The sequence below is a fragment of the Pseudomonas chlororaphis subsp. aurantiaca genome (genome assembly GCF_013466605.1).
GTDB lineage: Bacteria > Pseudomonadota > Gammaproteobacteria > Pseudomonadales > Pseudomonadaceae > Aquipseudomonas > Aquipseudomonas chlororaphis_I.
This window is the reverse complement of record NZ_CP059162.1, coordinates 487,654-510,148: the sequence shown is the minus strand read 5'-3', so window position 1 is coordinate 510,148 and position 22,495 is coordinate 487,654. Positions and strand designations below refer to the sequence as shown.

The window sequence follows — 22,495 nt, the reverse complement described above, 5'->3', positions numbered from 1 at the left end:
ATCTTATTAACCTTTAAGCTGAGCCAGGGCGCGGTAATCCGCTCCCAGCGTGGCCTGTAAAACCTCTTTCGGATAATCGTCGGTCACTACGGCTTCGCCCATGCGGCGCAACAGCACCAGACGCAAACGACCATCGATCACTTTCTTGTCAATTGCCATGTGCTCGAGAAAATCCGCTTCGGTCATTTCCCCGGGCGGAATAACCGGCAAGCCTGCGCGCTGGAACAGGCGAATACCGCGGTTACGCTCCTCGGCGCTGATCCAGCCGAGGCGTGCGGACATCTCCAGCGCCATTACGGTGCCAGCAGCCACCGCTTCACCATGCAGCCAGACACCATAGCCCATGTGGGTTTCGATGGCGTGGCCGAAGGTATGCCCCAGGTTCAGCGTGGCGCGCACGCCGGATTCACGCTCGTCGGCACCGACCACGGCCGCCTTGGCCGCGCAGGAGCGTTCGATGGCATAGGTCAGCGCCTGCTGGTCCAGGGCTCGCAAGCGGTCGACGTTGTCTTCGAGCCAGGTCAGGAAGGGCTCGTCGCAGATCAGGCCGTACTTGATGACTTCCGCCAGGCCGGCCGACAGCTCGCGAGCCGGCAGGGTATTGAGCGAGGCGGTATCGATCAGCACCACGTTCGGCTGATAGAAGGCGCCGACCATGTTTTTGCCCAGAGGATGGTTGATACCGGTCTTGCCGCCCACCGACGAATCGACCTGGGACAGCAAGGTGGTAGGAATCTGGATGAAATCGACGCCGCGCTGGTAGCAGGCAGCGGCAAAGCCGGCCATGTCGCCGATCACCCCGCCGCCGAGGGCGATGATCGTGGTGCGGCGGTCGTGCCGTGCGGTCAGCAGGCCATCGAAAATAAGCTGCAGGGTTTCCCAATTCTTGAATGCTTCGCCGTCGGGCAGAACCACCGAGATCACCGAGAACTGCGCAAGGCTGCGTTTCAGACGCTCAAGGTACAGCGGCGCTACGGTTTCATTGGAAACGATCGCCACTTGCCGCCCGGCGATGTGCGGAGCCAGCAACTCGGGCCGGTCCAACAAACCTTCGCCAATATGAATCGGGTAGCTGCGCTCGCCTAGATCGACCTTAAGTGTCTGCATGTGTCCCCACAGTGAAGATGGAAGCTGGCGTCCTGCCTTACATTAACGACGGGCATCGCCTGGTTTTCTGACGCCGCGCAATAGCCATGCGCCACAACCGCAAGCGATCACGGCAAAGCGCCGAGGATAGCGCATTTCACGCTACGCATTAACGGGGAGGCAGTTGCTGCAGGCGGTCCAGTATGTCCAGCACCACCATGCGCGGCGGCCGTTCATCGGTTTCAACCACCAGGTCGGCGATTTCCCGATAAAGCGGATCGCGAATCGCCAACAGGTCCCGCAGGGTCTTCGCCGGATCGGCCGTGCGCAGCAGCGGTCGATTGCGATCACGGGCGGTACGACCGACCTGCTGCTCGACCGAGGTATGCAGATAGACCACACGCCCCCCCGCATGCAGCGCCAGGCGGTTGGCTTCGCGCATCACCGCGCCGCCGCCGGTCGCCAGGACCACGCCATCGGCGGAGCACAGCTCGGCGATCATGGCCTGTTCCCGATCACGAAAGCCCGGCTCACCTTCTTTATCGAAGATCCACGGGATATTGGCGCCCGTGCGCAACTCAATTTCCTTATCGGAATCTTTGAATGGCAGGCGCAGCTCTTTGGCCAGCAAGCGACCAATGGTGCTTTTGCCAGCCCCCATTGGCCCAACAAGAATCAAATTTCGCACAGAATCAACGACTCACAGCAATCGCCTGGTTGTTCATGATACGCGGAGTGAGAAATACCAGCAGCTCGGATTTTTTCTCCGACACCACGTCACGCCTGAAAAGGCGGCCAAGATACGGCACATCGCCGAGAAATGGCACTTTATCTACAACCTTGCTTTGCGTATTGGAGAAAACCCCACCGATAACGATGGTTTCTCCGTCGTTGATCAGGACCTTGGCGTTGACCTCATTCTTCTTGATCGGCGGCACGTCCTGGACCTTGTTCAGGTAGTCCGGCTCGTCCTTGGTGACCTTGACCTCCATGATGATGCGGTTATCCGGGGTAATCTGCGGCGTCACCTCCAGGGACAGCGACGCCTCCTTGAACGACACCGAGGTCGCCCCGCTGGAGGCGGCTTCCTGATAGGGGATTTCCGTGCCCTTGAGGATCTTCGCCGTCTCCTTGTCGGACGTGACGACCTTGGGCTGGGAGACGATTTCCCCGTTACCAGTCTTTTCCATGGCTGTCAGCTCAAGGTCCAGCAACACGTTGTCGGTGATGAAGGCGATACCCAGGCCGGAGGTATTGGCGGTGGTGCCCAGGTCGACGAACGGTGAATTGCTGCTGGTGCTACCCGGCGTACCAATGGTGGAAGAGCCGTTGGTGCCGTTGCTGACCCCCGAGGCATTCCAGTTGCCCTGGTTCTGGATCGAACCGCCCCAGCGCACGCCCAGGCTTTTGTCGTAGTCAACGTTGGCCTCGACGATCCGCGCCTCGATCATCACCTGGCGCACCGGGATATCCAGCTGGCTGACAATCCGCCGCAGCTCATCCAGGCGCTCCCGGGTCTGGTAGGCAATGATGTTGTTGGTCCGCTCATCGACAGTGATCGACCCACGCTCGTCGGACTTGTCCTCGGCGCGGGTGACCGACTGGAACAACTTGGCGATTTCCGCGGCCTTGGCGTAGTTGACCTGCAGCAGTTCGCGCCGCAGCGGCTCGAGGTCGGCGATCTGCTTCTGCGACTCCAGCTCCTGGCGTTCGCGGGCCGCGATTTCATCGGCCGGCGCCACCAGCAACACATTGCCTACCTTGCGCTTGTCCAGCCCCTTGGTCTTGAGCACCAGATCAAGGGCCTGGTCCCACGGCACATTCTGCAGGCGCAAGGTAATGCCACCCTGCACCGTATCGCTGGCCACCAGGTTGAGGTTGGTGAAGTCGGCGATCAGTTGCAGCACCGAGCGGACCTCGATGTCCTGGAAGTTCAGCGAGAGCTTTTCGCCGTTATAGGCCGGGCGCTCGGTGTTGCGTTTCTGCAGATCGCCCGAAGTCATTGGCCTGACGCTTACCGTGAGCTTGTTGTCCGTCTGGTAGGTCGAGTAATCGAAGGTACCGCCGGGCTCGATGGTGACGATGGCCTTGCCGGACTCCGCCCGGGCGCTGACGAATTGCACGGGGGTGGCGAAGTCCTTGACGTCCAGCCTGACCCGCAGGGGCTCTGGCAGGCGGGCCTTGGCGAAGGTAAGGACGAGCTTGCCGTCGCGCTCCTGGATATCCGGGCTCATTCCCGAGTCGGAGAGGTCGATCAGTACATTGCCCTCACCCTGCTCGCCGCGCTGGAAATCCACGCTGCGAATCGACCGCCCCGCCGAAGCCGCGGCCTTGGTCCGCCCGGACGCGACAGCCGGCTGCCCCGGCGCACTCTGCGCCGCCGTCGCCCCCTGGCCGATCACCACAAACAGCTGATTGCCGGCGATTCGGGTGCTGTAGGGCGCCAGCGCGACCAGGTTGACCACCACTCGGGTACGCTGCCCTGATTCGACCACCGTCACGCTGCGCGCATTACCATTGCCCAGATCCCGGCTCTTGTTCTCCAGCCGACTGACGACACCCGGCAGATCGAGGGCGATCCGCGCCGGCTGGTCGGTGGTGTAACCCCGCGGCTCGGGCACCGGCCCGTCGAAGGTGAGTTTCAACTCCAGGCGATCCCCCGGCAGTGCCGCGACATCCAGGGCCTTGAGGCTGGCCGCCATGGCCATCGGTGAAAGCAGCGCCATCCATAGCGCAATACCGAAGGCTGAAAAGATCCTGTTCATGATGCGAGTTCCACTATGAGTGTTCTTTTAATGGAATGGTCCGTGGTCGCTCCAGCCACGCTCCCGCTCCATCGGGAACGATCTCGACCACGTCGACCTGTGAATCGCTGATCGCGACAATCCGCCCATCGTTACGCCCCAGGTAGTCGCCGACCTTCAGCCGATGCACACCACCGGCACCGCGCAACAGCGCAAAGAAGCCAGAGGCATTGGAAAGGGTGCCCACCATCTCGAACTGCTCGATGCTGAAGCCCTCGAGATACTGCTTGCCGCGGTTCGGATCCGGCTTGACCGCGGGCGAGCCTGCCCGGCGTCCCGCCAGGTCCACCCTGACCGCAGGCTGAAACGGGCTGCGCAAGGGCGCAGCGTTGTAGGTGAACGTTGGGTAAGACCCGAATGCCGGCATTGGTTCAATCTCACCGGGCGGCCGTAAGCGCATCTCGTTCATGTAGGTATCCAGATCACTGAAGTCGTCATCGCTGCCACAACCGGCCAGCCCGACAAATGCCAGCACGGGCAACAAGCCGTGAATGCGCTTCATGGACGGGGCACCTTGTAGCGGTAAGTCCTGGCCAGAATGTTCATGCGCAGCTTGGAACCGACCTCCGGCGTGACCGGTTTGATCTCGAAATCATGCAGGGTGACGATTCGCGGCAAGCTGGCCACGCCGCTGACGAAAGTTGCCAGTTCGTGGTACCCACCGATGACCGTGATCTGGATCGGCAATTCGACGTAGAACGGCTGGACCACCTCAGGCAACAGCTTGATCTCTTCGAACTCCAGCCCGCTGCCAAGCCCGGTGCGACTGATGTCTTCCAGCAGTCCCGGCACTTCAGTATCGCTGGGAAGCTGGCGCAGCATGAGGTCAAAGGCGGTTTCCATGGCCTTCATCTGTTCGGTGTAAGGCCCCAGGTTGGCCACCAGGCGCGCCTTGCTGGCGAACTGCTGTTTCAGCACAGCCTCGTCCGCCCGGCGCTGGTCGAGTTGCAGCAACAGGTCCTTGAGGTACAGGTTGTAGCCAAGGGCCAGCATCAGCAGCATGATCAGCGCCGCGACCACGCCTTTGACCAGCGCGGGCCAGGCCCCCATGTTGCTCATGTCCAGCTCGCCGAGATCGATCCGGCGCATCTGTGCCCACCCGCCGGACAGGCTCATTGCCCGCCCTCGCCCATGGCGGGCCGGGTCTGATGGACGGTCAGCTGAAACACATTGACCTGGTCGGCGTTGTCCGCCCCGGCGGCCTTGACCTGCGTCAGGCTTGGCGCGTCGAACCAGTCGGAGGCGTCCAGGTTGCGCATCAGGTCCGAAACACGATGGTTCGATTCGGCCGCCCCGGTGATGGAAAGAGTCTGCCCGCTCATCCTGACATCGGTGAAATACACCCCGTCCGGCAGGGTGCGGGCCAACTGGTCGAACACCCGTGCGCTGGTGGAGCGATTGCCTTGCAGGTCCTGGATGATCTTCATCCGCTCCACCAGTTGCTCGCGATGCAGCTTCAGCTCGCCGATCTTGGCGATCCGCTGATCGAGCAAGGTGATTTGAGCGCCTACGTGATTGTTGCGCGCCAGCTGCCTGTCGATCGCCCGGTCGATGATCCTGTCGCCCGCGAACAGCGCACCCAGGGCCACCGCCGCAGCCGCTGCCAGGGCCAGGAGAAAGCGGCGACGCCGCTGTTCACGCCGCGCCTCGCGCCAGGGAAGAAGATTGATCCGCGCCATCAGTCGAAACTCCGCAAAGCCAGCCCACAGGCGATCATCAAGGATGGAGCCTCGCTGGCCAGGGCCGCGGCGTCGACCTTGCCGCCGATACTCATGCCAGCGAAGGGGTTGGCGATCAGCACAGGCAAGCCCAGGCGCTGCTCGATCAACGGCGCAAGCCCCGGAACCGAGGCGCTGCCGCCCGCCAACAGGATGGAGTCGACCTGGCGCTGCGGGCCGGAGGCCTGGAAAAACTGCAGCGAACGCGAAACCTGTTGCACCACCGCCTCCTGAAAGGGTTGCAGCACCTCACTGGCGTAATCGTCCGGCAGGCCGCCCTGCTTTTTCGCCAGGCCGGCCTCTTCTTTCGACAGCCCGTAACGACGCTGGATGTGCTCGGTCAGTTGGTGCCCACCAAACAACTGCTCGCGGGAATAGATGATCTGCCCTTCATGCACAACACTCAGGGTGGTCAGGGTGGCTCCGATATCGACCAGCGCCACAGTCCGGGCAACCGACGCCCCGGCCGCCAGGGCGAACGAGCGCTCCAGCGCGCAGACCTCCAGGTCCACCACCCGCGCCGTCAGCCCGGCGAGCTCCAGCGCTGCCTCGCGAACTTCGATGTGTTCCTTGCGGCAGGCCGCCAACAGCACATCGACGCGTTCGGGATTGCGCGCCGAATAGCCGAGGACGTCGAAATCGATGGCGGCCTCATCCAGCGGATAGGGGATGTACTGGTCGGCGTCGACCTTGAGCTGGCTCTCCCGATCGTCATCGCAAAGCCCGGCCTCCATCTCGATGACCTTGCTGATCACCGCCGAGCCGGCCATCGCCAGCGCCGCGTGCTTCGCTCCCGGCCGGGCCCTGGCCAACAGGCGAGACAAGGCATGCCCCACCCCTTCGGGCTCGACGATGTTTTTTTCGACCACGGCGTTGGCCGGCAACGGTTCCACCCCATAGGCCTCGACCCGAAAACGGCCGTCGACACGGCTCAACTCAAGAAGCTTGACCGAGGTGGAGCTGATATCGATCCCCAGAAGGGAACTCGCCTTTTTACTGAAGAGTCCTAGCACTACCAATTCCCTATGACTATCCGTGACTTACGGACTCTGGAATGTCCATTGCGTTCAATCACCCCGTCTTGACAGACGGGCAAATGACGCCCTCTATGGAAAAATGCTTATAATGCCCAGCGATTTTTCCGCGATTTATCTGCTGCGTGAGCCGATTCCTGACTGTGAATACCTGACGCCTAATTCATTCCTTTCTCTGGAAATCCAAAAGCCTTGATTCGTCTGCTGAAGTTTTTCGGGTGGTCCATCGTCGCTGTGTTCTGCGGGCTGCTCCTCGCTCTCTCCGGCGCGTTTCTCTATCTTAGTCCTGGGTTACCGTCGGTAGAGGCGCTCAGAAGTATCCAGTTGCAGATTCCCCTGCGGGTGTACAGCAGCGACGGCAAGTTGATCGCAGAATTCGGCGAAATGCGCCGCACTCCGATCCGTTTCGCCGACATTCCCCCCAACTTCATTAATGCGTTACTAAGTGCTGAAGACGATAATTTCGCCAACCACTACGGCGTCGATCCCAGCAGCCTGATGCGTGCCGCGACCCAACTGGTCAAGAGCGGGCACATCCAGTCCGGCGGCAGCACCATCACCATGCAGGTGGCGAAGAACTTCTTCCTGAGCAGCGAACGCAGCTTCTCGCGCAAGACCACCGAGATCCTCCTGGCCCTGCAAATCGAGCGCCAACTGACCAAGGACGAGATCCTCGAGCTGTACGTCAACAAGATCTACCTGGGTAACCGCGCCTACGGCATCGAAGCCGCGGCGCAGGTGTATTACGGCAAGTCGATTCGCGATGTCAGCCTGGCGCAGATGGCCATGATCGCTGGCCTGCCCAAGGCACCGTCGCGCTTCAACCCTCTGGCCAACCCGGCGCGCAGCAAGGAGCGCCGCGACTGGATCCTGGGGCGCATGTACAAGCTCGGCAAGATCAGCGAGGCCGATTACCAGGCCGCCGTGGCCGAGCCGCTGAACGCCAGCTACCACGTACCGACGCCGGAAGTGAACGCGCCTTACGTCGCCGAAATGGCCCGCGCCGAGATGGTCGGCCGTTATGGCAGCGACGCCTACACCGAAGGTTTCCGCGTCACCACCACGGTACCGAGCGACCTGCAGGAACTGGCCAACACCGCCGTCCATGAAGGCCTGATCACCTACGACCAGCGCCATGGCTATCGCGGCCCCGAATCGCGCCTGCCCGGCAAGACCCACGCCGCCTGGGCCCAGGAACTGACCAAGCAACGCAGCATCAGCGGCCTGGAGCCGGCGATCGTCACCCAAGTCGACAAGAACGGCCTGCAGGTACTGACCCGCACCGGCGAAGAGCACGTGGGCTGGGACAGCATGAAATGGGCGCGCCCGTTCCTGAACACCAACAGCATGGGCCCAGCGCCCAAGCAGCCGAGCGATGTCGCCCAGGTCGGCGACCTGATTCGCGTGCAGCGCCAGGCGGACAACTCGCTCAAGTTCCGCCAGATCCCGGTCGTTCAGGGCGCACTGGTGTCCCTCGACCCGCAAAACGGCGCCATTCGCTCGCTGGTGGGCGGTTTCGCCTTCGAGCAGAGCAACTACAACCGGGCGCTGCAGGCCAAGCGCCAACCCGGCTCCAGCTTCAAGCCGTTCGTCTATAGCGCCGCGCTGGACAATGGCTACACCGCCGCCAGCCTGGTGAACGATGCGCCGATCGTGTTCGTCGACGAGTACCTGGACAAGGTCTGGCGCCCGAAAAACGACACCAACACCTTCCTCGGCCCGATCCGCATGCGCGAGGCGCTGTACAAGTCGCGCAACCTGGTTTCGATCCGTCTCCTGCAAAGCCTGGGCGTGGACCGCACCATCGACTACATCAGCAAGTTCGGCTTCAACAAACAGGACTTGCCGCGCAACCTGTCGCTGGCCCTGGGCACCGCAACCCTGACCCCGATGGAGATCGCCACCGGCTGGAGCGTGTTCGCCAACGGCGGCTACAAGGTCACGCCGTACATCATCGACAAGATCGAAAGCCGCAACGGCGAAACCCTGTTCACCGCCAACCCGCCGAGCGTACCGACTGACAACACGGCCAGCAGCGGGATCGCGGCACCGACAGAACAGAGCTTCACGGTGAACAACGTTCCTGGCGAAACCCCGAGCCAGGCCCCTGTACAGGCGCCGGCGGTGGCCGAACGCATCATTGACGGGCGTACCACCTACATCCTCAACAGCATGCTGGAAGACGTGATCAAACTCGGTACCGGGCGACGCGCCCTGGCCTTGGGCCGCACCGACCTGGCCGGCAAGACCGGGACCACCAACGAATCCAAGGACGCCTGGTTCTCCGGCTACAACGCCGACTACGTGACCACGGTCTGGACCGGTTTCGACCAGCCGGAAAGCCTGGGCCGCCGCGAGTATGGCGGCACCGTGGCCCTGCCGATCTGGATGAACTACATGGGCGCCGCCCTCAAGGACAAGCCGGCCCATACCCAGCCCGAGCCGGAAGGCATTCTCAGCCTGCGGGTGGATCCGGTCAGCGGCCGCGCCGCGACACCGGGCACGCCGAACGCCTACTTCGAACTGTTCAAGAGCGAAGACACACCGCCTTCGGTCAACGAACTGGGCAATGGCTATGCCCCTGGCAGCCCGCTGCCGGCGGACGAGTCGGCGCCGATCGACCTGTTCTAAAGAGCAACTGCAAGCTGCGAGCTTCAAGGGGGAGCGATACTGCCCCTCTTGCAGCTTGAGGCTTGGAACTTCCCCATAAAAAAACCCGGCTCGAAGGCCGGGTTTTTTATGGGCTGCTATTAACCGTTGAACACGTCGTCCACGCTTTTCAGCGGGTAGTTCTTCGGATATGGCAGGGTCGCCACGCCGGTCTCGATCGCGGCCTTGGCCACGGCGTCGGAGATCACGGTGATCAGGCGGGCATCCATTGGCTTCGGAATGATGTACTCACGACCGAATTCCAGCTTGATACCGCCGTAGGCGTCGCACACTTCCTGAGGCACCGGCAGCTTGGCCAGTTCGCGCAGGGCGTTGGCCGCGGCCACTTTCATTTCTTCGTTGATGCGCTTGGCGCGAACGTCCAGGGCACCACGGAAGATGAACGGGAAGCCCAGCACGTTGTTGACCTGGTTCGGGTAGTCCGAACGGCCGGTGGCCATGATCACGTCGCTGCGGGTGGCGTGCGCCAGCTCCGGAGCGATTTCCGGATCAGGGTTCGAGCAGGCGAACACGATCGGGTTGGCAGCCATGGAGCTCAGGCCTTCGGCGCTCAGCAGGTTCGGGCCGGACAGGCCAACGAACACGTCGGCACCTTTCAGGGCGTCAGCCAGGGTGCGCTTGTCGGTCGTGTGGGCGAAGACCGCCTTGTACTGGTTCAGGTCGTCGCGCTCGGAGTGGATCACGCCGGTACGGTCGACCATGAAGATGTTTTCGATCTGGGCCCCCATGCTCACCAGCAGCTTCATGCAGGAGATGGCGGCGGCACCGGCGCCCAGGCAGACGATCTTCGCGTCCGACAGGGTTTTGCCAGCGATTTCCAGGGCGTTGATCATACCGGCCGCGGTCACGATAGCGGTGCCGTGCTGGTCATCGTGGAATACCGGAATGTCGCACTGCTCGATCAGGGCGCGCTCGATCTCGAAGCACTCTGGCGCCTTGATGTCTTCCAGGTTGATGCCACCGAAGGTGATGGAGATGCGCTTGACGGTGTCGATGAAGGCTTGCGGACTTTCGGAGTCGACTTCGATGTCGAAGACGTCGATACCGGCGAAGCGCTTGAACAACACGCCCTTGCCTTCCATCACCGGCTTGGAAGCCAGTGGGCCGAGGTTACCCAGGCCGAGAATCGCGGTGCCATCGGAAATGACTGCAACCAGGTTGCCCTTGCCGGTGTATTTGTAGGCCAGTTCAGGGTCGCGGGCGATTTCGCGTACTGGTTCGGCTACGCCGGGGCTGTAGGCCAGCGACAGGTCGCGGGCGGTAGCGGTGGCCTTGGTGAGCTCGACACTCAGTTTCCCTGGACGGGGATTGGCGTGATATTCGAGAGCGGCAGTTTTCAGATCAGACATGTGGGCATTCCGCTTTTTACTGTTGGACAGACGGACCGCCGAGGATACGCGTGTCGCAAAGTCCCTACAAGACTGGTCAGTCACCCCTGTCAAGGCCCGCAGGCTACGACTTTGGGCCAAGAGCCACGGAACACAAGGGATAGACTGTTCACAATATAAATAAAAAATGTCTACAATTTTTTTATTTATTGAACCAGCTGGAACATTCCGGGATGGGTCAGCGGCAACATCCAGCGCGCCTGACCCGATTTCAAGCCACCCTTGCGCGAACGGTCGAGCACCCAGCCGCGCGCCTCGATTCGCTGCCCCGGCAGGCGATCCAACTGCGCGACATCGAATTGACCAAGCAGATTGGGTGCAATGCGCAATACAACCGAATCCTGCAATTCGATCCAGACGCCGCCCCGATTGCGCTGCACCTTGCTCACCCGGCCACTGAGCAGCGCAAAACCGGAGGCCTTTATCTGATCCGCTTTCAGTACAGACGATTGCCGCCACAGCCCCAGCCGGGCCTGGCGAGCACTACGCTCGGCGGCCTGCTGGCAACTGAACAAATCGACGTTCGGCGCTACCGCCACCTGGTATCCCAGGCCTTCGGCAAGCAATTGCGCCTCAAGGTTGGCGCCATCGGCACCATAGACATGGGCCAGGGTTCGCCCATAGTGATCCTTGCTTTCCCGACCGGGAAGCAGGCCGACCCGGCCGTTGCTGGCTTTCACCAGCGCCTGCAGGCGCTGGCGGGCGGCAACCGCAAAGGGCTCGTCGGTGCGGCCTTTCTTGCCCAGTTCCGGCGCATTGAGGCCGATCATGCGCACGCTGCGACCATCGGTGAGGCGCAAGGTGTCGCCATCGACCACCCGCTGGACCTGCACGGAGGCCAGCCCAACCGGCGCCGGGCAGAACGCCTGGGCGCTGGAGAGCCAAATCGCGGACATAAAAAAGGCGCCCGCAAGGGACGCCTTTTTCATCAGCGAGGAGAAGCTGAAACAGCTTTCCAGACCGATCAGCCTTAGGCCTTTTTCGCGCCGAAAGCGCCGAAACGGTCGGCGAACTTCTGAACGCGGCCGCCGGTATCCAGAGTCTTCTGCTTACCGGTGTAGAACGGGTGGCATTCGTTGCAAACGTCGATCGCCAGCGGCTTAGCGAAGGTCGAACGAGTTTCGAACTTGTTGCCGCAGCTGCAGGTTACGGCAACTGCTGGGTATTCTGGATGGATATCGGCTTTCATGGTGTCTTCCTCAGGCTAGCGTGCCGCCACCCAACACTATTGTTGAATACCGCACGTAATTAGGCCGCGGATTCTACCAGACCTTTGCGATCACGCAAGCTGTCCCTTGCACCGACCGTCTGCTAGGCTCCGGGCCTTCTTCACCGCCCGCTCAATGAGATTTCCCCGCGTGCCCGACGCCATTTTGCGCCTCGCCCTGCCTTCGCCTCTGCGCCGCCTGTTCGATTACCGGGCCCCTGCCGGTGTACTGCGTACCCAGTTGCATCCGGGCATGCGCCTGCGAGTGCCATTCGGTCGCCGGGAAATGATCGGCATCCTGGTCGAGGTCACGGACAGCAGCGAAGTCCCCGCCGAGAAACTCAAACCGGCACTGGCCCTGCTGGACGCCACCCCACCGCTGCCGCCCGCGCTGTTCAAGCTGTGCCTGTGGACCGCGCAGTATTACCAGCACAGCCTCGGCGACACCCTGAGCTGGGCGCTGCCGGTCCTGCTGCGCCAGGGCGAGCCGGCCGAGGCCCGGCAGGAACGCTTCTGGTCGGTCAGCCCCGGCGCCAGCCTCGACGACCCACGCATCGCCCGCGCCCCGCGCCAGCGCGAAGCCCTGGCGACCCTGGCCCAGCATCCTCATGGCGTCGCCCACCAATTGCTGAGCAAACTGATGCTGAGCAAGGACAGCCTGGATCTGCTGCTGGCCAAGGACCTGGTGCAGGTGGAAGTCCGTCGGCATGCCCCGGGCGAACGCCACGAACATTGGCTGGCCCAGCCGGAACTGCCGCTCAACAGCGAACAGCGCGCCGCCTATGAGGCTATCCGCTCCGGTTTCGACAGCTATCACGCCTTCCTGCTGGCCGGGGTCACCGGCAGCGGCAAGACCGAAGTTTATCTGCAACTGATCCGCGAAACCCTGGAAGCCGGCAAGCAGGCGCTGGTGCTGATCCCGGAGATCAACCTCGGGCCGCAGACCCTGGCGCGCTTCGAGCAACGCTTCAACGCGCGCATCGCCCTGCTGCACTCGGCGGTCAACGACCGCGAGCGCCTGGATGCCTGGCTGGCGGCCCGCGACGGCGAGGCCGACATTATTATCGGCACCCGCTCGGCGCTGTTCACGCCGATGAAAAACCCCGGGCTGATCATCATCGATGAAGAACACGACGGCTCCTATAAACAGCAGGAAGGCCTGCGCTACCACGCCCGCGACCTGGCCCTGGTCCGTGCCCGCCAGGAAAACATCCCTATCGTGCTGGGCTCCGCCACCCCATCGATGGAAAGCCTGCACAACGCCTACACCGGTCGCTATGGCCTGTTGCGCCTGAACGAGCGGGCTGGCGGCGCCAAACAGCCACGCTTCCTGCGCCTGGACGTGAAGAGCCGGCCGCTGGACAGTGGCATTTCCGGCCCCATGCAACAAGCCATCGGCCAGACCCTGGCGGCAGGCCAGCAGGTGCTGGTGTTCCTCAATCGCCGCGGCTTCGCGCCGACCCTGCTGTGCCATGACTGCGGCTGGATGTCCGAGTGCGAACGCTGCGACGCGCGGATGACCGTGCACCAGCGCTACGGCGAGCTGCGCTGCCACCACTGCGGCCACTCCGAGCGCGTACCGCGGCATTGCCCGAAATGCGGCAAGGTCGACCTGCGCCCGGTCGGCGCCGGCACCGAGCGCGCCGAGGAGCGGCTGGCGATCCTGTTCCCGGACTACCCGGTACTGCGAGTCGACCGCGACAGCACCTCGCGCAAGGACGCGATGAACCAGTTGTTCGCCACTATCCAGAAGGGCCAGCCCTGCATCCTCGTGGGCACCCAGATGCTCGCCAAGGGGCACCACTTCCCACGGGTGACCCTGGTCTCGATCCTCGATGCCGACGGCGGCCTGTTCTCCGGCGACTTCCGCGCCAGCGAACGCATGGCGCAGTTGATCGTCCAGGTGGCTGGCCGGGCCGGACGGGCCGAGGAGCCGGGCAAGGTGATCATCCAGACCCACCTGGCCGACCACCCGCTGCTGGTGCAACTGACCGAACAGGGTTACTTCGCCTTTGCCGAACAGGCCTTGAGCGAACGCCGCGCCGCCGGCCTGCCACCGTTCGCCCATCTGGCCCTACTGCGCGCCGAGGCGCACAAGCCGGGGCAAGCCGAAGGGTTCCTCGACGAAGCCTGCAGCGAAGCCGAGCGTTTGCTGGCCCAGATGAACCTCGGCGGTATCGAGTTGCTGGGGCCGGTTCCGGCGCCCATGGAACGCCGCGCCGGGCGTTATCGCGCGCAACTGCTGTTGCAGGCCAATGCCCGGGCGCCGCTGCACAAGCTGCTGAGCCACTGGCTGCTGGTCCTGGAGCAGATGCCCAGCGGGCGCCAGGTACGCTGGTCGCTGGATGTTGACCCTGTGGACCTGTATTGATAGAAAAACCGCCATCTCAGGCAAGCAGAGTCTCTGCAGGAGCGAGGCTTGCCCGCGAGATGGCCCGAATAGCCACCGCATATCCACAAGCGGCCCGCTATAGTTGGCAAGCCCGTCTTCGCAACGGATAATGCCCAGTTTTTCCACCTGCGCATCGAAGCGCCGCCGCGCCAGCGGTTGAAAGAGAAGACCATGAAAGACACCATTCGCCAGCTCATCCAGCAAGCCATCACCCAACTCGTCACCGAAGGTGTGTTGCCAGAAGGCCTGACGCCGGCGATCCAGGTAGAAAACTCCCGCGACAAGACCCACGGCGACTTCGCCAGCAACATCGCCATGATGCTGGCCAAGCCGGCCGGCATGAAACCACGCGACCTGGCGGAAAAGATCATCGCCGCCCTGCCCGCCGACGAGCAGGTCAGCAAGGCCGAGATCGCCGGCCCCGGCTTCATCAACTTCTTCCAGAACACCCAGGCCCTGGCCACCCGCCTGGACGCCGCCCTGGCCGATGCCCACCTCGGCGTGCGCAAGGCCGGCGCGTTGCAGCGCACGGTGGTCGACCTGTCGGCCCCGAACCTGGCCAAGGAGATGCACGTCGGCCACCTGCGCTCGACCATCATTGGCGACGGCGTGGCGCGGGTCCTGGAGTTCCTCGGCGATACCGTGATTCGCCAGAACCACGTGGGCGACTGGGGCACCCAGTTCGGCATGCTGATGGCCTACCTGCAGGAAAACCCGTACACCCGCGACGAGCTGTCGGACCTGGAGAACTTCTACCGTGCCGCCAAGCAGCGCTTCGACGAATCCGAAGAGTTCGCCGACCGTGCCCGCGGCCTGGTGGTCAAGCTGCAGGCCGGTGATGCGGACTGCCTGGAGCTGTGGACCAAGTTCAAGGACATCTCCCTGTCCCACTGCCAGAAGATCTACGAACTGCTGAACGTCAAGCTGACGATGGCCGACGTGATGGGCGAAAGCGCCTACAACGACGACCTGATCAACGTGGTCAACGATCTCAAGGCCAAGGGCATGCTGGTCGAGAGCAACGGCGCCCAGTGCGTGTTCCTCGACGAGTTCAAGAACGCCGAAGGCGAGCCGCTGCCGGTGATCATCGTCAAGGCCGACGGCGGCTACCTGTACGCCACCACCGACCTGGCGGCCGTGCGCTACCGCAGCGGCAAGCTCAAGGCCGACCGTGCGCTGTACTTCGTCGACCAGCGTCAGGCCCTGCACTTCCAGCAAGTGTTCGCGGTGGCCCGCAAGGCCGGCTTCGTGACCCACCCGATGGAAATGGAGCACATGGGCTTCGGCACCATGAACGGCGCCGACGGCCGTCCATTCAAGACCCGCGACGGCGGCACCGTGAAGCTGATCGACCTGCTGACCGAAGCCGAAGAGCGCGCCTACAGCCTGGTCAAGGAAAAGAACCCGGAGCTGGCCGAAGCCGATCTGCGCAATATCGCCAAGGTGGTAGGCATCGACTCGGTGAAATATGCCGACCTGTCCAAGCACCGCACCAGCGACTACAGCTTCAACTTCGACCTGATGCTGAACTTCGAAGGCAACACCGCGCCTTACCTGCTGTACGCCTACACCCGCGCCGCCGGTGTGTTCCGCAAGCTGGGCAAGGACTTCAGCGAAGTACAGGGCCAGATCAACCTGGAAGCCGCCCAGGAACTGGAGCTGGCGGCCAAGCTGGCGCAGTTCGGCGAAATACTGAACAACGTGGCCGACAAGGGTACGCCGCACATCCTGTGCACCTACCTGTACGACGTGGCCGGGCTGTTCTCCAGTTTCTACGAGAACTGCCCGATCCTCAGTGCCGAATCGCCGACGCAGATGCAGAGCCGCTTGCGCCTCACCGAGCTGACCCGTCGTACCCTCAAGCAAGGCCTGGAGTTGCTGGGCCTGAAAGTTCTGGAGCAAATGTAAGTTGGCTGCCAAGAAAAAACCTGCACCCAAGCGTGGCGCCAGCCGTTACCAAGCTCCTGCAAAGCAACCGATCCCGGGTTGGTTGTGGATGGCCATCGGCCTGGCCGTGGGCGCCTTCATCGTGTTCCTGATGAAGCTGGAGCCAGGCAAGGGCGGGGACAGCGTCAAGCGCGAGCGGCTGGAACAACAGAAAACCACCAAGATCGCCGAGGCCAACAAGACCCCGCCGAGCCCGCAGCAACCGGTGAAGCCGAAGTACGACTTCTATACCCTGCTGCCGGAATCGGAGGTGATAGTGCCGCCGGAAGCGGTGCCGGAAAAAACCCTGCCGACGCCGCAGACCGCGCCAGTGGTTCCGACCACCCCGGTAACCCCGGCGGAAGCGGCGAAGATCGACACCGCGCGCGCCCAGGCCGCCCTGGCCGGCATCACCCCGCCACCTGCCCCACCCGTGGCGCAGGTGGCGAAGGCCGCACCGGTGACCAAGTTCTTCCTGCAGGCCGGTTCGTTCCGCAAGCAGACCGATGCCGACAAGGTCCGCGCACAGATCATCCTCTTGGGGCAATCGGTGTCCGTCGAGTCCGGCACCGTCAAGGACGAGACTTGGTACCGCGTACTGGTGGGCCCGTTCAGCAACCGCGAACAGCTGACCACCGCGCAGAAGCAACTGGCCGGCGCCGGCTTCAGCAACCTGCTGTTACAACAGCGCCAGAGCCGCTAAGACGGCCGATCGCGAGCAAGCCCGTTCCGCACCCTGCAGGAGCGAGGCTTGCCCGCGAGGCGTCCTCCCTGGCGCCCGCTCTCCCGCCAGGAAATACCGCTCGTCCCACAACCCCCGCCGCAGTTGAAAAACCCCACGCCACCCCCATATGAGTCTCCATCAGGGCATTTTCGCCCCGCAGCGTGGAGACTCTCCCCTTGACCACCATCGTTTCAGTCCGCCGCCACGGCAAAGTCGTCATGGGCGGCGACGGCCAGGTTTCCCTCGGCAACACCGTGATGAAAGGCAACGCGAAAAAGGTTCGTCGCCTGTATCACGGCCAGGTTATCGCCGGCTTTGCCGGGGCCACGGCTGACGCCTTCACCCTGTTCGAACGTTTCGAAGGCCAGCTTGAGAAACATCAGGGGCACCTGGTGCGCGCCGCCGTCGAACTGGCCAAGGAATGGCGCACCGACCGCTCCCTCAGCCGCCTCGAAGCCATGCTCGCGGTCGCCAACAAGGACGCTTCCTTGATCATCACCGGCAACGGTGACGTGGTCGAGCCGGAAGACGGCCTGATCGCCATGGGCTCCGGCGGCGCCTATGCCCAGGCCGCGGCCAGCGCCCTGCTGAAGAAAACCGACCTGTCGGCCCGCGAAATCGTCGAAACCGCCTTGGGCATCGCCGGCGACATCTGCGTTTTCACCAACCACACCCAGACCATTGAGGAGCAGGATCTCGCGGAATAAGCCTGTTTCGGCCATCGCGCCACGGCATTCATTCTTGCTTGAGGACCGCCAATTACTATGCCCATGACTCCCCGCGAAATCGTCCACGAACTCAACCGCCATATCATCGGCCAGGACGATGCCAAGCGCGCCGTCGCCATCGCGCTGCGTAACCGCTGGCGCCGCATGCAGCTGCCTGAAGAGCTGCGTGTCGAAGTGACCCCGAAGAACATCCTGATGATCGGCCCGACCGGCGTCGGCAAGACCGAGATCGCCCGGCGCCTGGCCAAGCTGGCCAACGCTCCGTTCATCAAGGTTGAAGCGACCAAGTTCACCGAAGTCGGTTATGTCGGCCGCGATGTTGAGTCCATCATCCGCGACCTGGCCGATGCCGCGATCAAACTGTTCCGCGAACAGGAAATGACCCGTGTGCGCCATCGCGCCGAAGACGCTGCCGAAGAACGCATCCTCGATGCCCTGCTGCCACCGGCGCGCATGGGTTTCAGCAACGAGGACGCCGCCCCGGCCCAGGACTCCAACACCCGCCAGCTGTTCCGCAAGCGCCTGCGCGAAGGCCAGCTGGACGACAAGGAAATCGAGATCGAAGTGGCTGAAGTCAGCGGCGTCGACATTTCAGCGCCACCGGGCATGGAAGAGATGACCAACCAGTTGCAGAGTCTCTTCGCCAACATGGGCAAGGGCCAGCGCAAGAACCGCAAGCTCAAGGTCAAGGACGCGCTCAAGCTGATCCGCGACGAAGAAGCCAGCCGCCTGGTCAACGATGAAGAACTCAAGGCCAAGGCCCTGGAAGCGGTCGAACAGCACGGCATCGTGTTCATCGACGAAATCGACAAGGTTGCCAAGCGTGGCAACTCCGGCGGCGTCGACGTCTCTCGCGAAGGCGTGCAGCGCGACCTGCTGCCGCTGATCGAAGGCTGCACCGTCAACACCAAGCTGGGCATGGTCAAGACCGACCACATCCTGTTCATCGCTTCCGGCGCGTTCCACCTGAGCAAGCCGAGCGACCTGGTGCCCGAGCTGCAAGGCCGCCTGCCGATCCGCGTCGAGCTCAAGGCGCTGTCGCCGGAAGACTTCGAGCGCATTCTCAGCGAGCCTCACGCCTCCCTGACCGAGCAATACCGCGAGCTGCTGAAAACCGAAGGCCTGGTCATCGAGTTCCAGGCGGACGGTATCAAGCGCCTGGCGGAGATCGCCTGGCAGGTCAACGAGAAGACCGAGAACATCGGCGCCCGTCGCCTGCACACCCTGCTCGAGCGCTTGCTCGAAGAGGTGTCGTTCAGCGCCGGCGACCTGGCCAGCGCCCATAACGAAGAGCCGATCCGCATCGACGCCGCCTACGTCAACAACCACCTGGGCGAATTGGCGCAGAACGAAGACCTGTCCCGTTATATCCTGTAACGAGCACGTCCCCGCAGTAGCGAGCAAGCTCGCCGCCGCGGGGATTCCTTGTACAGACGGACCGCAGGCTGCCCCATGACCACTCGACTTCCCACCGCCATCAACCTGCACAAAGCCTCGAGGACCCTGACGCTGACCTATGCGCCAGACGAGGTCTATCACCTGCCCGCCGAATTCCTGCGGGTGCACTCCCCCTCCGCCGAGGTCCAGGGCCACGGCAAACCCATCCTGCAATTTGGCAAGATCGACGTCGGCCTGACCAAGGTCGAACCGGCGGGCCAGTACGCACTGAAATTGACCTTCGACGACGGGCATGACAGCGGCCTGTTCACCTGGGACTACCTGTACCAGTTGGCGGTGCGCCAGGACGATCTGTGGAAGGATTATCTTGCCGAACTTCAAGCCGCCGGAAAGTCCCGCGACCCGAATGAGTCCATCGTCAAGCTGATGCTCTAGATCAGACCTCTGACGCTTTAGAGGGCATTTTCTAGATTCATCTGTTTGAATGCTGGGCTGCATGGCCAACGATTGGCCTGCTTGCGAAAAAAATTAAACTCGGGTAACCAATGGAGCTGGCAAGTTCCCTGCAGTGTTCTCTGAACAAAAAAGTAGTAATGCAGAATCAACGGTCACCCGAGCAGTAGTACCTGGCATCTTTGCTGTGTGACTACACAGCAGGTCCGGTACTCGTCTCAGGACAATGGAGCGTCGTAGATGAGTAACAAGAATAACGATGACCTGAAACGCCAAGCCTCGGAAAACACTCTGGGCCTGAATCCTGTCATCGGTTTACGTCGGAAAGATCTGCTTACCTCTGCTCGAATGGTGCTGACCCAGGCCATCAAACAACCGCTGCACAGCGCCAAACATGTGGCCCATTTCGGCGTCGAACTGAAGAACGTGATGTTCGGCAAATCGACGCTGCAACCGGAGAGCGATGACCGTCGCTTCAACGATCCGGCCTGGAGCCAGAACCCGCTGTACAAGCGTTATCTGCAAACCTACCTGGCGTGGCGCAAGGAGCTTCACGACTGGATCGGCCACAGCAACCTCTCCGAACAGGACATCAGTCGCGGCCACTTCGTCATCAACCTGATGACCGAAGCCATGGCGCCGACCAACACCGCCGCCAACCCCGCGGCGGTCAAACGCTTCTTCGAGACCGGCGGCAAAAGCCTGCTCGATGGCCTCTCCCATCTGGCCAAGGACCTGGTGCACAACGGCGGCATGCCGAGCCAGGTCAACATGGACGCCTTCGAGATCGGCAAGAACCTGGGCACCAGTGAAGGCGCGGTGGTGTTTCGCAACGACGTGCTGGAGCTGATCCAGTACCGCCCGGTGACCGAGCAGGTGCACGAGCGCCCGCTGCTGGTGGTCCCGCCACAGATCAACAAGTTCTATGTCTTCGATCTCAGCCCGGACAAGAGCCTGGCGCGCTTCTGTCTGCGCAACGGCTTGCAGACCTTTATCGTCAGTTGGCGCAACCCGACCAAGGCGCAGCGCGAGTGGGGCCTGTCGACCTACATCGAAGCGCTGAAAGAAGCGGTCGACGTGGTCACCGCCATCACCGGCAGCAAGGATGTGAACATGCTCGGTGCCTGCTCCGGCGGCATCACCTGCACCGCGCTGCTGGGGCACTACGCGGCCCTGGGCGAGAAGAAGGTCAATGCCTTGACCCTGCTGGTCAGCGTGCTCGATACCACCCTCGATACACAGGTGGCGCTGTTCGTCGACGAGCAGACCCTGGAAGCCGCCAAGCGTCACTCTTATCAGGCTGGCGTGCTGGAAGGCCGCGACATGGCCAAGGTCTTCGCCTGGATGCGGCCCAACGACCTGATCTGGAACTACTGGGTGAACAACTACCTGCTGGGCAACGAGCCACCGGTGTTCGATATCCTGTTCTGGAACAACGACACCACCCGGTTGCCCGCGGCCTTCCACGGCGACCTGATCGAAATGTTCAAAAACAATCCACTGATCCGCCCCAACGCACTGGAAGTGTGCGGTACGCCGATCGACCTGAAACAGGTCACCGCCGACATCTTCTCCCTGGCCGGCACCAACGACCACATCACCCCGTGGAAGTCCTGCTACAAGTCGGCCCAACTGTTCGGCGGCAAGGTCGAATTCGTCCTTTCCAGCAGCGGGCATATCCAGAGTATCCTCAACCCGCCAGGCAACCCCAAGTCGCGCTACATGACCAGCGAAGAGATGCCGCCCAGCGCCGACGACTGGCAGGAAAACTCGACCAAGCACACTGACTCCTGGTGGCTGCACTGGCAGGCCTGGCAGGCGGAGCGCTCGGGCAAACTGAAAAAGACGCCGAGCATTCTCGGCAACAAGGCGTATCCAGCGGCCGAGGCGGCGCCGGGTACTTATGTCCATGAACGTTAACCGATAGCAAGCCTGCAGGATCGAGCCGCTTGCGCTGATGCTGCTGCGCAAGCGACTCGATCCTGCAGGCAACGATTCCACCAACAGGGCCAAGGCATGCCTCAACCGTTCATCTTTCGCACCGTCGACCTGGATGGCCAGACCATCCGCACCGCGGTACGCTCAGGCAAGCCTCACTTGACACCCTTGCTGATCTTCAATGGTATCGGCGCCAACCTGGAGCTGGTGTTTCCATTCGTCCAGGCTCTGGACCCGGACCTGGAAGTCATCGCCTTCGACGTACCGGGCGTTGGTGGCTCCTCGACGCCGAGCCTACCCTACCGTTTTCCCAGCCTGGCCAAGTTGACTGCACGAATGCTCGATTACCTCGACTATGGGCAGGTCAATGTGGTGGGTGTGTCCTGGGGCGGGGCGCTAGCCCAGCAGTTCGCCTACGACTACCCCGAACGCTGCAAGAAACTGGTGCTGGCCGCTACCGCCGCTGGCGCCTTCATGGTGCCAGGCAAACCCAATGTGCTGTGGATGATGGCCAGCCCGCGGCGCTACATCCAACCCTCCCATGTGATGCGCATCGCCCCCCTGATCTACGGCGGCTCGTTCCGCCGCGACCCCAACCTCGCCGCCGAGCATGCCAGCAAGGTCCGCTCGGCGGGCAAGCTGGGCTACTACTGGCAATTGTTCGCCGGCCTCGGCTGGACCAGCATCCACTGGCTGCACAAGATCCACCAGCCGACCCTGATACTGGCCGGCGACGACGACCCGCTGATCCCGCTGATCAACATGCGCATGTTGGCGTGGCGAATTCCCAACGCCCAGCTGCACATCATCGACGACGGGCATCTGTTCCTGATTACCCGGGCCGAAGCCGTCGCGCCGATCATCATGAAATTCCTCGAGGAGGAACGGCAGCGGGCAGTGATGCACCCGCATCCGACACCGTTCAGCGGTACGTAGCAAAAAGCGTCTGCCGACAGGATCGTCGCGCGCGCAGGATGGTTCAGGACCGACTATGGTGTTTGTCTTGGTGTGCTTGTTGATGGCTTGACG

Annotated in this window: 19 protein-coding genes; 9 read left to right on the top strand and 10 right to left on the bottom strand. The window is 62.6% G+C overall.

The annotated features are described in order from the left end of the window. Positions 1 to 6: 6 nt before the first annotated feature. From aroB to H0I86_RS02245, 7 genes are all read right to left on the bottom strand, one after another. Positions 7 to 1,107, bottom strand: coding sequence for a 3-dehydroquinate synthase (aroB, locus tag H0I86_RS02275; RefSeq protein WP_180923829.1), 1,101 nt, complete (start codon positions 1,105 to 1,107; stop codon positions 7 to 9). A gap of 148 nt (positions 1,108 to 1,255) precedes the next feature. Then, positions 1,256 to 1,774, bottom strand: coding sequence for a shikimate kinase AroK (gene aroK, locus H0I86_RS02270; protein WP_180923827.1), 519 nt, complete (start codon positions 1,772 to 1,774; stop codon positions 1,256 to 1,258). A 4-nt stretch (positions 1,775 to 1,778) separates the two neighbouring features. Further along, positions 1,779 to 3,851 carry a type IV pilus secretin PilQ gene (locus H0I86_RS02265; RefSeq protein WP_180923825.1) on the bottom strand — a complete coding sequence of 691 codons (2,073 nt, stop codon included), beginning with the start codon at positions 3,849 to 3,851 and terminating at the stop codon, positions 1,779 to 1,781. 13 nt (positions 3,852 to 3,864) lie between these two features. Beyond that, positions 3,865 to 4,392, bottom strand: a complete 528-nt coding sequence (locus H0I86_RS02260) for a pilus assembly protein PilP (RefSeq protein ID WP_180923823.1) — start codon at positions 4,390 to 4,392, stop codon at positions 3,865 to 3,867. Further along, positions 4,389 to 5,006, bottom strand: a complete 618-nt coding sequence (locus H0I86_RS02255) for a type IV pilus inner membrane component PilO (RefSeq protein ID WP_180923821.1) — start codon at positions 5,004 to 5,006, stop codon at positions 4,389 to 4,391. Before H0I86_RS02255 ends, H0I86_RS02260 begins: the two co-directional genes overlap by 4 nt. After that, positions 5,003 to 5,569: a PilN domain-containing protein gene (locus H0I86_RS02250; RefSeq protein ID WP_180923820.1), complete on the bottom strand. Its 567-nt coding sequence runs from the start codon at positions 5,567 to 5,569 to the stop codon at positions 5,003 to 5,005. Before H0I86_RS02250 ends, H0I86_RS02255 begins: the two co-directional genes overlap by 4 nt. After that, positions 5,569 to 6,621, bottom strand: coding sequence for a pilus assembly protein PilM (locus tag H0I86_RS02245; RefSeq protein WP_180923818.1), 1,053 nt, complete (start codon positions 6,619 to 6,621; stop codon positions 5,569 to 5,571). The genes H0I86_RS02250 and H0I86_RS02245 overlap by 1 nt, the downstream gene beginning before the upstream one ends. A 216-nt stretch (positions 6,622 to 6,837) precedes the next feature. Here H0I86_RS02245 and H0I86_RS02240 point away from each other — a divergent pair, with 216 nt between their 5' ends. Next, on the top strand, positions 6,838 to 9,273 hold the full coding sequence (locus H0I86_RS02240; protein ID WP_180925779.1) for a penicillin-binding protein 1A: 2,436 nt from the start codon (positions 6,838 to 6,840) through the stop codon (positions 9,271 to 9,273). Positions 9,274 to 9,392: 119 nt separating this feature from the next. Here H0I86_RS02240 and H0I86_RS02235 read toward each other — a convergent pair whose 3' ends face one another. The 3 genes from H0I86_RS02235 to rpmE all read right to left on the bottom strand — a co-directional run bounded on the left by H0I86_RS02235 (position 9,393) and on the right by rpmE (position 11,889). Further along, positions 9,393 to 10,661 carry a malic enzyme-like NAD(P)-binding protein gene (locus tag H0I86_RS02235; RefSeq protein ID WP_007925851.1) on the bottom strand — a complete coding sequence of 423 codons (1,269 nt, stop codon included), beginning with the start codon at positions 10,659 to 10,661 and terminating at the stop codon, positions 9,393 to 9,395. A 185-nt stretch (positions 10,662 to 10,846) separates the two neighbouring features. Next, a complete protein-coding gene (locus H0I86_RS02230) occupies positions 10,847 to 11,629 on the bottom strand; it encodes a thermonuclease family protein (RefSeq protein ID WP_180923816.1) in 783 nt (260 codons plus the stop codon). A 41-nt stretch (positions 11,630 to 11,670) separates the two neighbouring features. After that, positions 11,671 to 11,889, bottom strand: coding sequence for a 50S ribosomal protein L31 (gene rpmE, locus H0I86_RS02225; RefSeq protein WP_007925855.1), 219 nt, complete (start codon positions 11,887 to 11,889; stop codon positions 11,671 to 11,673). A 169-nt stretch (positions 11,890 to 12,058) separates the two neighbouring features. On the opposite strand from rpmE, the gene H0I86_RS02220 reads away from it, so the two are divergent. The 8 genes from H0I86_RS02220 to phaZ all read left to right on the top strand — a co-directional run bounded on the left by H0I86_RS02220 (position 12,059) and on the right by phaZ (position 22,402). Next, positions 12,059 to 14,278, top strand: coding sequence for a primosomal protein N' (locus tag H0I86_RS02220; RefSeq protein WP_151263464.1), 2,220 nt, complete (start codon positions 12,059 to 12,061; stop codon positions 14,276 to 14,278). Between the two features lie 192 nt (positions 14,279 to 14,470). Beyond that, positions 14,471 to 16,207 carry an arginine--tRNA ligase gene (argS, locus tag H0I86_RS02215; RefSeq protein ID WP_180923814.1) on the top strand — a complete coding sequence of 579 codons (1,737 nt, stop codon included), beginning with the start codon at positions 14,471 to 14,473 and terminating at the stop codon, positions 16,205 to 16,207. A gap of 1 nt (position 16,208) precedes the next feature. Then, positions 16,209 to 16,928 carry an SPOR domain-containing protein gene (locus H0I86_RS02210; RefSeq protein WP_180923812.1) on the top strand — a complete coding sequence of 240 codons (720 nt, stop codon included), beginning with the start codon at positions 16,209 to 16,211 and terminating at the stop codon, positions 16,926 to 16,928. A 197-nt stretch (positions 16,929 to 17,125) separates the two neighbouring features. Beyond that, positions 17,126 to 17,656, top strand: a complete 531-nt coding sequence (hslV, locus tag H0I86_RS02205) for an ATP-dependent protease subunit HslV (RefSeq protein ID WP_003186641.1) — start codon at positions 17,126 to 17,128, stop codon at positions 17,654 to 17,656. Between the two features lie 57 nt (positions 17,657 to 17,713). Next, positions 17,714 to 19,054 carry an ATP-dependent protease ATPase subunit HslU gene (hslU, locus tag H0I86_RS02200; RefSeq protein WP_180923810.1) on the top strand — a complete coding sequence of 447 codons (1,341 nt, stop codon included), beginning with the start codon at positions 17,714 to 17,716 and terminating at the stop codon, positions 19,052 to 19,054. 75 nt (positions 19,055 to 19,129) lie between these two features. After that, on the top strand, positions 19,130 to 19,510 hold the full coding sequence (locus tag H0I86_RS02195; protein WP_180923808.1) for a gamma-butyrobetaine hydroxylase family protein: 381 nt from the start codon (positions 19,130 to 19,132) through the stop codon (positions 19,508 to 19,510). 258 nt (positions 19,511 to 19,768) lie between these two features. After that, on the top strand, positions 19,769 to 21,448 hold the full coding sequence (gene phaC, locus H0I86_RS02190; RefSeq protein WP_180923806.1) for a class II poly(R)-hydroxyalkanoic acid synthase: 1,680 nt from the start codon (positions 19,769 to 19,771) through the stop codon (positions 21,446 to 21,448). Positions 21,449 to 21,544: 96 nt separating this feature from the next. Then, positions 21,545 to 22,402: a poly(3-hydroxyalkanoate) depolymerase gene (gene phaZ, locus H0I86_RS02185; RefSeq protein WP_180923804.1), complete on the top strand. Its 858-nt coding sequence runs from the start codon at positions 21,545 to 21,547 to the stop codon at positions 22,400 to 22,402. The last annotated feature ends 93 nt before the right edge of the window (positions 22,403 to 22,495 follow it).